General features: G+C 39.4%; 13 protein-coding genes. 3 read left to right on the top strand and 10 right to left on the bottom strand.

The window, feature by feature from the left end; translation table 11 throughout:
• Window positions 1–16: 16 nt before the first annotated feature.
• The 7 genes from rplV to VB713_RS15235 all read right to left on the bottom strand — a co-directional run bounded on the left by rplV (window position 17) and on the right by VB713_RS15235 (window position 3,855).
• Window positions 17–376: a 50S ribosomal protein L22 gene (gene rplV / locus VB713_RS15205; protein WP_323312349.1), complete on the bottom strand. Its 360-nt coding sequence runs from the start codon at window positions 374–376 to the stop codon at window positions 17–19.
• 87 nt (window positions 377–463) lie between these two features.
• On the bottom strand, window positions 464–742 hold the full coding sequence (gene rpsS, locus VB713_RS15210) for a 30S ribosomal protein S19 (RefSeq protein ID WP_200323506.1): 279 nt from the start codon (window positions 740–742) through the stop codon (window positions 464–466).
• Between the two features lie 144 nt (window positions 743–886).
• Window positions 887–1,750 carry a 50S ribosomal protein L2 gene (gene rplB, locus VB713_RS15215; protein ID WP_323312350.1) on the bottom strand — a complete coding sequence of 288 codons (864 nt, stop codon included), beginning with the start codon at window positions 1,748–1,750 and terminating at the stop codon, window positions 887–889.
• 131 nt (window positions 1,751–1,881) lie between these two features.
• Complete coding sequence (locus VB713_RS15220) at window positions 1,882–2,196, bottom strand: 50S ribosomal protein L23 (RefSeq protein ID WP_323312351.1); 315 nt, start codon at window positions 2,194–2,196, stop codon at window positions 1,882–1,884.
• Entirely contained in the window at window positions 2,189–2,821 is a 633-nt protein-coding gene (rplD, locus tag VB713_RS15225) for a 50S ribosomal protein L4 (RefSeq protein WP_323312352.1), read from the bottom strand. Before rplD ends, VB713_RS15220 begins: the two co-directional genes overlap by 8 nt.
• A 45-nt stretch (window positions 2,822–2,866) precedes the next feature.
• Window positions 2,867–3,505, bottom strand: a complete 639-nt coding sequence (gene rplC, locus VB713_RS15230) for a 50S ribosomal protein L3 (RefSeq protein ID WP_323312353.1) — start codon at window positions 3,503–3,505, stop codon at window positions 2,867–2,869.
• Window positions 3,506–3,666: 161 nt separating this feature from the next.
• The gene (locus tag VB713_RS15235; protein ID WP_323312354.1) at window positions 3,667–3,855 is read right to left on the bottom strand and encodes a hypothetical protein; all 189 of its coding nucleotides are present in this window, start codon (window positions 3,853–3,855) and stop codon (window positions 3,667–3,669) included.
• A 516-nt stretch (window positions 3,856–4,371) separates the two neighbouring features.
• Here VB713_RS15235 and VB713_RS15240 point away from each other — a divergent pair.
• A complete protein-coding gene (locus VB713_RS15240; RefSeq protein WP_015215910.1) occupies window positions 4,372–4,848 on the top strand; it encodes an NAD(P)H-quinone oxidoreductase subunit N in 477 nt (158 codons plus the stop codon).
• Between the two features lie 36 nt (window positions 4,849–4,884).
• On the opposite strand, the gene VB713_RS15245 is transcribed toward VB713_RS15240, so the two are convergent.
• Window positions 4,885–5,343 (bottom strand): hypothetical protein, encoded by a 459-nt coding sequence (locus VB713_RS15245; RefSeq protein ID WP_323312355.1) that lies wholly within the window; start codon window positions 5,341–5,343, stop codon window positions 4,885–4,887.
• Window positions 5,344–6,179: 836 nt separating this feature from the next.
• Between VB713_RS15245 and VB713_RS15250 the strand changes: the two genes are divergently transcribed.
• Window positions 6,180–6,875, top strand: coding sequence for a PEP-CTERM sorting domain-containing protein (locus tag VB713_RS15250; protein WP_323312356.1), 696 nt, complete (start codon window positions 6,180–6,182; stop codon window positions 6,873–6,875).
• Between the two features lie 254 nt (window positions 6,876–7,129).
• Complete coding sequence (locus VB713_RS15255) at window positions 7,130–7,669, top strand: DUF3172 domain-containing protein (RefSeq protein ID WP_323312357.1); 540 nt, start codon at window positions 7,130–7,132, stop codon at window positions 7,667–7,669.
• A gap of 398 nt (window positions 7,670–8,067) precedes the next feature.
• Here the strand turns inward: VB713_RS15255 and VB713_RS15260 are convergent, their stop codons facing one another.
• Together VB713_RS15260 and VB713_RS15265 are read right to left on the bottom strand one after the other, a co-directional pair.
• Window positions 8,068–8,808: an AMIN domain-containing protein gene (locus tag VB713_RS15260; RefSeq protein ID WP_323312358.1), complete on the bottom strand. Its 741-nt coding sequence runs from the start codon at window positions 8,806–8,808 to the stop codon at window positions 8,068–8,070.
• A 301-nt stretch (window positions 8,809–9,109) separates the two neighbouring features.
• A complete protein-coding gene (locus tag VB713_RS15265; protein ID WP_323312359.1) occupies window positions 9,110–11,305 on the bottom strand; it encodes a cation:proton antiporter in 2,196 nt (731 codons plus the stop codon).
• Window positions 11,306–12,360: the final 1,055 nt, after the last annotated feature.

Here is a 12,360-nt window from a genome sequence, read left to right on the forward strand (position 1 = left end):
TGTGTCTGTATTTTGCTTATTTGCCAGTGGAGCCAGCACCAACAGCAACAGTTATATGACACGTTGGCTTGCGAATTTGGTAAGCTCGACCCTGCGCTCTAGGTTGGAACCGTTTTAGAACTGGGCCTTGATCGGCATAAGCCTGAGTGATTATTAGTTCTGCCCGGTCTAAACCCTCGTTGTGTTCAGCATTAGCAGCAGCACTTCTGAGTACCTTTAATACTGGTTCACAAGCTCGATAGGGCATGAATTCTAGGATAATCAGGGCTTCTCGATATGACCGCCCCCGAATCTGATCGAGTACACGACGCACTTTAAAGGGAGAAATGCGTATAAACCGGGCGATCGCTTTAACTTCTGTCGTATCAGTTGCCATAATTTTCTCCATCTTTGTCAGTTGTCAGTTGTTAATTGTCAGTTGTCAGTTGTTAATGACTAATGACTACTGACTAATGACTACTGGCTATCTCCCTGATTTTTTGTCACTTTTTCCATGACCCCTGTAGGTACGTGTGGGGGCAAATTCTCCCAACTTGTGACCCACCATTTGCTCATTTACAAATACGGGAACGTGCTGTCTACCGTTATGAACAGCGATGGTATGTCCTACCATCATGGGCAAAATTGTCGAGGCTCTCGACCAAGTTTTAATGACTTGCTTTTCGTTTTTAGCGTTCAGCTTTTCAATTTTGCTGAGTAAGTGATCCGCAACGAAAGGACCTTTTTTTAGAGAACGACCCATAGTTCAATGTTTGAGTTTGAATTTTTGATTTTGGATTTAGAATTTCGGATTTTGGATAATTAAGTTTCTCATCAGGTTTCTCCCATTCAGGTGGATACCTACAAGCAGAACTAATCTAAAATCCAAAATTTAAAATCTAAAATTCTAGGACTGGCGACCACCACGACCGCGTTTAGAAGATTTACGACGGCGACGTATAATTAGCTTGCTACTTGCTTTTTTACGTTTCCGTGTCTTTGCACCTAGAGTAGGTTTACCCCAAGGTGTTACAGGACCGGCTCTACCAATGGGCGCTCTACCTTCACCACCACCATGTGGGTGGTCAACCGGGTTCATGACGCTACCTCTAACCTTTGGACGGCGACCCTTCCAACGATTACGTCCTGCTTTACCAGCACTCAGGTTTCTCGCATCGGTGTTGCCTACTTTACCAATGGTGGCGTAGCAGTCACGACGAATTAGACGAACTTCACCAGAAGGTAATTTAAGAGTGACATAATTACCTTCTTTTGCTACAACTTGCGCTTCTGCACCAGCCGCACGAACGATTTGTCCACCTTTACCTGGTGTCATTTCAACGTTGTGAACACCAGTACCCAAGGGAATTTTGAACAGGGGTAATGCATTACCATCTTCAAAGGGAGAATCAACACCAGCAATAACTGTTGTGCCAACTTTCAATCCATTGGGATGCAGAATATAACGCTTTTCGCCATCTTCATATAGCAACAAGGCTATGCGCGCATTCCGATTAGGATCGTATTCAATTGCGGTAACTGTAGCGGGAATATCACGTTTATCGCGCTTAAAGTCAATAATCCGATAAAGTTGTTTGTGGCCGCCTCCCCGACGACGGCTAGTTATCCGCCCTTGATTATTCCGACCTTTGGGACGGTGTACTGATTCAGTTAATGATTTTTCTGGCTCAGTTTTAGTGATTTCCGCGAAGTCAGAAACTATAACTTGGCGAGTACTAGGGGTATAAGGGCGATAAGAACGAGTACCCATAAGTAATTTTGGATTTCGGATTTTCGATTTTTAATTCAGAATTTGTTTGATTTCGATTTTCGATTTTTAATTGTTTTTTGGCGATTATTGATTAGCCCAATTTAAGATCTAAAATCTAAAACCTAAAATTCTTAGACTTCTGGGAAGAGAACTTGTCTAATCTTCTCTACATCCCCAGATGCGACGGTGACAATAGCTCGTTTGTATTGAGGTTTGTAACCGATAAATTTACCAACGCGGCGCTGTTTGCGTGGTGGCAATGCGGTGTTAACTTTAACAACCTTGACTTGAAATAAGTCTTCAATTGCCGCTTTAATTTCTGGCTTGCTCGATTTTGGAGTTACTTCAAAAGTGTATTTGTTTTGCTCCATCATGATGGTCGCCTTTTCGGTGAGAATTGGACGACGTACTAAATCGGCAAGGTAACGGGGGTCAAGGTTAGGCACTGTAGACCTCCTGAATTTTTGCTAAAGCTGCTGATGTCACAACAATTTTGTCAGCGTGCAGTAAATCGTAAACATTTAATTGATCAGCGGCAATGAGCTTTAAATTTTCTATATTGCGGGCTGACAAAAGTACGTTTTCTGCAATCTCGGACAAAATTAACAGTGACTTTTGTGCTGGCGATACTCCCCAACGAGCCAATGCTGCTAACAGTTCTTTAGTTTTGGGGCGTTGTAATTCGTTGCTGAATTCTTCTACAACTATCAAATCTTCTGCTCGACTTACGAAGGCTGTCCGCAGTGCCAAACGACGTTCTTTCCGGTTCAGCTTCAGGTTGAAATCTCTGGGTTTAGGTCCAAAGATTACACCACCACCACGCCATAGGGGTGAACGAATAGAACCTGCACGAGCGCGACCTGTGCCTTTTTGTCTCCAAGGTTTGCGACCACCACCTCTGACTTCAGAACGAGTTTTGGTGCTGGCAGTTCCTTGACGAGAATTGGTCATTTGTCTGACCAATGCGCGGTGTACTATATGAGCCGCTGTTTCTGCTTTGGCAACTCGCAAGTCAAAGGTTGTTTCCCCAACTTGCTCTCCTTGCCAATTTTTTACTACACTCTCAACCATCTTTGTGTCCTTTGTCAGTTGTCAGTTGTCAACTCACAACTAAAACTATTTATTACCAACTTTATTTGTAGGTACAACATTCACTAAGGCTCCTGGCTTACCAGGAATAGCACCTTTGATGAGAATTAAGTTGCGTTCTGCATCTACTCGCACTACGGTTAGTTTGCGAATTGTGACACGAGTACCACCTAAACGCCCTGCCATCCGTTTACCGGGATAAACACGACCAGGAGTTGTACCAGCACCAATGGAACCAGGCGCTCTGTGGTTTTTGGAACCATGGGACATGGGACCGCGACCGAAGTTATTACGCTTCTGGTTGCCTGCAAAACCGCGACCGATACTTGTACCGATCACATCTACAATTTGACCTTCACTAAAAATATCTGCTTTAAGTTCTTGACCTAAAGCATAATCACCGGAGGATTCAGTGCGATACTCGTTCAAGTGCCGCAATGCTGGGGCGGATGATTTAGCTAGGTGGCCTAGCAGTGGTCTATTTAACGCCTTGGGTTTCACTTCGCCATAACCAACTTGAATGGCAGCGTAACCGTCGGTCTGTTTCGTTTTAACTTGTGTGACAGTGCATGGACCGGCTTGAATGACGGTGACAGGAATAGCTCTCCCTGCATCGTCAAAGATTTGGGTCATGCCCAGCTTGGTGCCGAGAATACCTACAGACACAGTAACTGGTTCTCCTTTCTAGTTGCTGACCTTAAAATCGGACTTACTTGAGACACGATTCGTAAACGTCACTTTTTAGGAGGAAGTTAGCCTCCAAAATTTGGACTGGCGTTTAGACAGTGCAAATTCTTTTTGACGCAATAAATTGTGTCTCTACTGTTTTAGTGAATAGTTTTATATTCACTCACTTGTTCTCCAGAACAGCCATAATTACTTTCCCAATGGGAATGCATTACTTCTGGAATCAATGCAAGACGTGATTGCTTTGCGCTTTGTGCAGCAATGCTTTCGCCCAAGCAATTGCTCTGGCACTCTCCGGTTGTAGTAGGACTTAAGCGGATGTTTTCCACCCAGTATCCGTTTCCTCAGACTTACTATAATGCCATAAAACCAACATTATTGCTCAGGTTCTACTTCTTTAAATACCTTAAACTATTGTTTGAGGATTTGCCTTGTTTTAGGGGCTGCGGGAGTGAAAGTGGTCTGGAGCTTTGGTTTTGTAGCCGATAGCTCCTAATTTGACCTCAAAGCTTTTTTAGTTTAGCAGTCTCTTATGCATTTATACTAGATTATCCTCTGGGGAATTAAAGTCATCAATTTTTGATGCTTATACTAGCTTAAAGGTGCTAAATAGAAAAACTATCTAATTTTACTGTTTGGTCACAATCTAATAATATAAATCATTGATTTATTTTTGTCCAGCAATCTACAGGTAAATTTTCCCTGATGGATGGATAAAGGTGGGAAAGTCAAAACTTGCCTATGCCTAATGCCTAAATATTGCTGAATTATGTGACTTAATCTAACTTAATCTACCATCAAAGGGTCAATAATAGAGATATCTGAGTGGGATAAGACAAAAATCTATGGCACTAATTACCACTGGTAACGGGTTAATGCGCGATTTGGAGAAATTTGGCGCTCTGGGTGTGTATGTTCCTTTGGAAGGAGGCTATGAAGGTCGGTATCGCCGTCGATTGCGGGCTGCTGGCTATATGAACCTTCATATAACTGCGAGGGGACTAGGGGATGTTGCGGCTTATTTAACGAGAGTTCATGGAGTCAGACCTCCCCATTTGGGTAAAAAAAGCACTGGTAGCGGTGCAGCGGTGGGTGAGGTTTATTATTTACCGCCGATCATTAGCTATCAGTTAGAACAGCTTCCACCTAAATCCAAGGGTCTATTGCTGTGGATTATTGAGGGACATATTCTTTCTAATCAGGAAGTGGAGTATTTAGCTAATTTACCTAAGTTGGAACCACGGGTTAAGGTTGTCATTGAACGGGGGGGCGATCGCTATTTCCGTTGGACACCTCTGGAAAAAACTCTGTTAGCTAGTTAGTTTGTTAGGGGCGGGGCAAACCCGCCCGTCCTAGCTTTAAAAGCTGATAGTGTAGATTAAATCAAATTCTCGATAGATAGCTAAACGGCAAGAGTGAGTAGGGTTTTCTAGCAGTTCGTAATCTAAACCACCTGTAATTTGTGTGACTGGTCGCCTCAACGGTTTTTCAAACTGATACCACTCACGGTTACTCCATTCAAATATGGTTGCGTCTAGGGAATTTTGTAATTCTGATGCAAAAAGTAAAAGTTCTAATTTATCTTTATGACTACCAGTTATAAAACATCTAAGGGAAACTGACTGGGTAATTAGAGGTCTGGGTTCGTTTGCTGCTATGGTGTTGCATTCTCCCAGTTCAATATCATAAGGCTCTAAATGCAGATTTTCTAGTTGCTGCCAAGACTGTTCTATCTCATTGAGGCGGTTATCTAGATAAGGTAGTAGTCCTAACTTGGCATCAGTTAAAAGTTGACGAATATTAGAAAGTTGGGTCATTACTGGGTTTTTCTCCACTATGCAGTCAGATTATCGTTTTGTTGACTAGGTGGGAGATAAACTTTGGAAAACTTTGTTCCTGCAACTTTTTCTGTCTTCTGTTAGTTTTGATACTTTCTTTCCGTTAGACATCTATGAAGAAAACTATAATTTGTGAATAAGTCTTTACCAAATTGGACTTTATGAACTTTATATGAACTTTATATGAACTTCTGTTTAAGATCTGGATATATATAAATATAAATTATTGATCTCAGCAAATTTTGATGCAAACGTTGATTTTTATATCACCAATTACTTGGTATTATAATATTTCTTAATATTATCAGTAATATCAACTAAGTAATTTTTCTATTGATTAATCCGAATCTCTGGCAATATCGAGTGTTTTTTTTAATTTAAGTAAAATTTCTTAAGTATAGATATTTTAAGCAACCCATAAATATTTACGTTGCTTAATAAAGTAAAGATTCTATGAACTATGAAAAGATTAGATAAAGTCCGCTAGTATGTATTTGTATGTAGATGATCTCGAAAAGAGAACATCCTCATCTCTGTCTTTAGGTAAGTATAGGTAAGTAACTGTAATCTCTAGTCACAGAGTTTAGTTGTTTCAACTTATTGACATATATCCAAGTTTTAGATGTGGATTACTACTTTTAGAGATTTCAGCTATCAACTAGGACACTTACACAAAATGTGTCGTCAAGGCAAAAATTACTCTCCTTTTTAAATTAGGAAGAGTGAGAGTTTGCAATCAAACTTTTTTTCATGCACGTAACCAATTTTAAGGGCTAATCAGTATGAAGTTACACAGAATAATGAGATCCTTGGCAGTGGGAATAACTGCAACTCTGGCTACTATTGCTACGCTTTCAGCTTCTGCTCAAGCTGCAATTCTCACTGGCAACGTTCTACTGAGCGATTTACTGGCAGGGAATTCTTATCAGCTTGGTGACAAGCTTTTTGATAATTTTCGGGATTTTTCCACTCTTAACCTAGGTGGTGCTACTGGACCTCAGAGTAACCAAATTGGGGTGTTCGGAGAAATAGTTGGTAGCGCTTATAATCTGGTTTTTCAAAGTCCTTTTTGGACTGTTAGTGGAACTCAGGCAATCGACACAACTTTTAAGTATGATGTCACAGTCCTTGATCCTAATAAATGGATTACGAAGGTTGATTTAGAACTTGACGTTTATGGGGTGAGTGCTGTTGGTAATCCGTTCATAACAATTGTTGATACAGTTGATCTCCTTGATCCTGGTACTGGCTCAGTGAATCTACTGGCTACATCAGTTTCGCCGTTTGATTCGGTGATTAAAGATCTAAATCCCCCTCAAAAGAAAATATCGGTTGCTAAAGATATTGCTGTAGTTGCTAATGGGGGCTTTGCAAGCATCTCAGTGCTCAAACAATCAGTCCACCAAAACGTTCCTGAATCAAGTACGCTGTTGGGGCTTTTTGTTCTTGGTGGTGTTGGCTTGACAGTAACAAAGAAAAGGCTAAAAACAACAGTTATTAGTGTCGGCTAAACACCAATAACTGTCTTGAGCTTCAATTACTGGGTATTCTGAGGGTGAATTTTCAGGTATACCCAGAAACATATTAGATAAAGAATAACAGAAAATACCAAAATTTCCTGGGTCAAACTCAGGCTTTTTTTTGCTAACTGCTGATTGATCATCAATAGCGAGTCCATCAAATTTGAAGGAACGAATACTATACTGAAGTGAGGAGAGAGTAAACAACTCCCTGCTAATTTTGCAGTGAAGGTGAACAAGCAAAAATGAAACGTAAATCTACTGGTAGATCAGCTACCACTTCTAAACCCCCTGCTTTCCAATCCCCTTTATTTAACTTCACTACTATTGCAATTTTGGGAGGGGTGTTGATTTTGGGAATTGGGATTGGGATTGCTTTTAGTTCTACAAGCACGTTGAGTCCATCTAACGTGGCTTCTCGTGAGTTTATTGATACTAAAGCACCAAACCCTGAAATTTGTGTTCAGTATGGAGCTAGTGCAATGGTGATGGATGCCAGACTATTTGTAACTCTTAACCCTTTTAATGTCTATGTAGCCCAGCCTAATATACGGCCTGGATGCGTTATCCGCCAAAATAACTGGGCAATTTTAGAGAATAAAAAACTCGTATCATCAGATCAGGTAAGGGAATGTAAAAATCGCCTGAATACTTTTGGCTTTACAGGTAATTTAGACAGTGAGAAGCCAGATATTAGGTGTATATACCAAAATGAATCTGCTCAAAATTTCTTCTTATCTCAACCAGGAGCGGTTGGCCAGCCTCAGGATACAGAAAGATTTTAGTTTTAGCTTTTGAACAATGGGTTGCTATGTGGTGGTGGTAAATATGCGTTTGCTACAACCCCTGTAGAGACATTCTATGGAAAGTCTCTGCACTCTTTTTCACTCCTATGTCTATTCCCAATTACCCAGTATTGCACCGCAAAAGGTTATCAAGTCAGGGGAAACGCATCTAAATTATCTTGACAAAATACAATTTTGATGTATCAACGAAGAAATCTTAATTTATCGTTTGATTGATTTTTTTGGAGTCATGGTGATTGATTAAAGTATTGTCAATAAGGAGGCATTAATGCGAATTTATAGGTCGTTATTGAGATTCAATTGTCCTTATTGATAAGATGCGTTTCCCCTGGTTATCAAGTGGGTATTTGTTTATATTATTAACAACTATGAATCTATTATTTTTGTATAGGAAGCGGTTGACCAAACTCAATGATAGGAAAATTGGGAACTTGATCTAAATAGTTTTCTGGATTAGGAGTGTTGGGTAAAGAATTAGGGACTGTAATGATATTGTTGTTCTCGGAAGAATTAGCTGGGAGAATAATGAAGTTGGATTGTTGAGAATTGGGGGGCGGTACAATTACAAAAGGTTGCTGGTTGAGGGGTAAGTTGGTAGATGGTGGCGGGAGAGTGTTCAAAGGGGCAGGGGATAGCTGATTAGTTGGGGAAAATGAAAAGGGTGATTGTGAAGAAGTGCTATTATGAGAGATTGTGGGGCTTAATACCCAGCGAGTGGGGTTGTTTGAGGAATTAGGCTGAAGTTTTATCTGGTTGACATCGACAAAACTTCCTGGTTCTAAATCTATGACTATACGGGTGATGTTAGAGCTAAATTGGGAAACGCGAATTTTTTGAATTTTTCCACCAGTATAGTTTTTTTGGGTGTCAATGTTGCCTAATTGGGTATTAGGTAAATCGACGACTAAACGCGGGGGTTGAGGAAGATAGAAATACTCAGGTATTGTGGTTGAGGAAAGTGTGATTTCTAGTTGCTGTGTTTTGGGGTTAAATTGCCATTGATTGAGTTTTGCGAGTGGTGCAGCGAGGCTAATGGTGGTATTTAGGATAATTGCAGCAGATAGGCCAAATAAGCTAATTTGGAAAATGTGTGGTGGAGTTCTGAGTTGATTTTTCATGTTTTAATGGCTATTTAACTTGGTATTTGATCTGTTTGGGGTACAGCGGTAAATTCTAAAGTTGTGGGAATTTTGTTGATTTTAGAACTTACGCACTAAGTAGATAGGCACAAATAAACCTAACTATGTAACAAAATGTAAAAAGCTCAAAACCCTTGTGATTGCTTCACTTCACTTCGCTCCGTTCGCAATGACATAGTTATAAATTTTCCCGCCCACCTACTTATACAAATTTAGACATGATACAGAAAATCAACGATAATTGGGGATTGGTAATTACTTTGGGGTAGGCTGGGCAATATTACGAATTACGAATTATTTTTTGGGTGTTAACTTCTGGTAGCAGGGAACTGAGATGAGAGGTAATTTGACTGTACCGACGGGTGATGAGTAGGGAAGAACAACATTTTATTGCTAGTTCATCTGTATATCGTCCTAGAGTTTGTTTTTCTATCCCCCACGCGCGACTAGTACCAGCAATGGTTAAATCAACATTTTCGGAAGCTGCAACTACGGCTGACATTGGTTCTGGGGAGGTAACGGTTTTTAGTTCTATGCGATCGCTTACACTAGCTGGTAATTTCTCAATCATCGAGTGCAGTTCATAACTTAATTCATCTTGGGTTTGATTTCCGGTTAAAACTTGTAAAATCTGCAATATGCAAGTATCACGGTTAATTAGCAGTCTGAGGGCTAGTATGAGGGCTAAATCATCATGAATATTTGCAGAGTAGGGAACTAGCAAACTTTCTAAGCGATCGCTTCCTCGATCTACAAATACAGCTACATCTACTGGTGCAGTAGTCAGAATTTGCCCAACTCTACCACCTAAACGATTATTGCTAAAAGCTGGACGATGCCATCCTACGAGAATTAAATCAGTTTGTTCGATTTGGGCTATTTGTACTGTTTCTCTGGCAACGTTGCTGGATATGCGAATGATGGGATGTATATATGATCTGATAATTGGCGGCTCTAGGGTATCAATTAATTCTTCTAGCTGATGGCGACGCTCGGCAATTAATCGGTTAGCTTCAGTTGGGGTACTTTCAAAACCGTAGTTTTCTTCTAACTCAATGAGACTGAGAGGATTGATCACCGCAGGCTGTCTATAATTGAGAGCCAATGCTACTGCTAACTGTACCAAACCTTTTTGAGTTGTAGGGTTAGCTACAGGTACTAAAATGCGGTAGGAAGTCACGAAAGATTCAATACTTTCTATCACTTCTATATCTATTTTTTGTTCTGGTTTTGGTTCTACTACGTCTAATTTGATTAAGCTTTTTGGATATGTCCATTCTAGTAGTGGGGATGTCATAAATGTTGTTACCAAAGCCATCATTACCAGCATGGTAAATAGCAATGGTGAAATGACACCCAACTCTAAACCAATATTCAAAACAATTAATTCTGTTAAACCGCGAGTATTCATTAACCAACCCAGGGCTGATGCTTCTCGTTTGTTAATGCCACTGAGACGAGCAGCTATATAAGTACCACTATATTTACCTACAATTGCTACTCCTAAAATTAATCCGCATAATAGCCACAATTCAGGACGGTTGATTAAACCAATTTGTGTCCGTAAACCGCTGTATGCAAAAAATATTGGTAGCAGAAAAATTAAGACAAAATCTTCAGTTTTTATGGCTAATTCTCTAATTAATTCAGCATTTTTAGGCATTACTACTCCTAATAAAAATGCTCCAAAAATTAGGTGAATACCAATAACTTCAGTGATGAGAGCAGAAGCAACAACTCCCATATAAATTAAAGCCACAACAAATTGGCTCAAACGTCCAGTTCGACGGTAATGGGTACTAAGGCGTTTGAGAAACCAACGCCCGACGGTGAACATGAAGACTATGTAGATTAAGCTGGCCAGAATAGTGAGGATAGCTTTTTGATCGATGCTACCATTACGAGCGACTGCGATCGCTACTGCCAAAATACACCAGGCTGTTACATCATCTACTGCGGCACAAGTTAAGGCTAATGTTCCCAAACGTGTTTGCTGTAAATTGTTCTCAGTAATAATTCGTGCCAATACAGGAAAAGCTGTAATCGACATAGCTGCACCTAAAAATAAGGCAAAAGCAGTAAATGAGACAGTCTCGTTAGCAACTAGAGGATAAAGCAGCAAAGATAAAATCGCTGCGAGAGAAAAAGGAACAATAATACTGATATTGGAAATCAGAACAGCGGCTTTTAAGTTACCGCTAAGATATTTTGGATTTAGCTCCAAACCAATCAAAAACATGAAAAATATCAATCCTATCTGAGATAAAACATTCAGAAAAGGAATGGTTTCTGGTGGAAACAGTGTAGCAGCTAGATGGGGAGCAATTAAACCGAATAAAGATGGACCGAGCATAATTCCGGCGATAATCTCACCAATTACCAATGGCTGCTTAATTGATCGAAATGCCAATCCTACTAACCGTGACATTCCAATAACAATTAGCACCTCAATCAGGACTAGAATAACTGTGTGCATAGTTTCCTCTTAACAGATTATCCGGGTTCCCTAAGATGATTCTTTAAATGACGGCAAAATGTCAACCTTATTAGAGATAATACAGATACATTTCTATTCATTTGTAATGTTAATTATTGTTGCTGTCCTGATATCAACACTAAAAAACTCTGGTATTTAATCATCAGATAACTTATTCGTTAGCTATTTTAAGATAAACAGTTTCTGAGTCTTTTGATAGGATTTCAAGGTGAATTATGCTTGAATATCACGAATAAAAGTTAAATTTCAATTAAATTTAGGTTGTGAATATGGTGATTGGTAAAATATAGTCAATAATTTAATTGAGGAATAATTTTATATTCTGTTTTACTCGGCAGAAGTGGGTAGTTTTACTCTGTTAAAAAATAGCTAATAATGATGAGGGCAGTAATCATGTATAAATTCACAATAATCAATAATAAAATAGAGTAAATTATGTTTTATTAAAGTTCAATATTGAGGATAATTAATTCGTAATAATTCAGAAATCAGGATATGCTTTGCAGACCTTTGGTTCAGAATACTTATGAAATGAAGAATAGAGGGAAATGATATTTTATCAAAATGATCAAATTTGACTAAAAAAGCCTTTATTTTCATGACTTGGAGTATTCTCTATCCTGAATACTTACATTAATTCTAATAAACCATAACCCTTCATGAGATCGCCTATTGTGATCGACTCATCGAGTTTTCTCCGGTTACTGACTGCTGTGTGCTGAATGCTGACGATAAATAGAATGCAGAATCCGGGTTAAACACCTTAGAAACAGCTTGTTTTACTTCTGAACTGCTGAATTCTGCTGTATGATTAATAACAAGCAAAACTGTCAGGATTCAGGATACAGAATAATTGATATAGCAGGGAACAGTGAACAGTGAACAGAAGAGAAAAATATTCTTCTTCCTGACTCCTAACTCCTGATTCCTGAATTCTTATGCAAAACTTTCCCTCGCTGCTCAGGAATTAAGAAGAATCTAGTATGTAAATTTGTAGTTAAATTTTGTTAAGATTAAATACAATACGGCGTTAG

It is taken from the genome of Anabaena cylindrica UHCC 0172 (genome assembly GCF_034931625.1).
Classification (GTDB): Bacteria; Cyanobacteriota; Cyanobacteriia; order Cyanobacteriales; family Nostocaceae; genus Anabaena; species Anabaena cylindrica_A.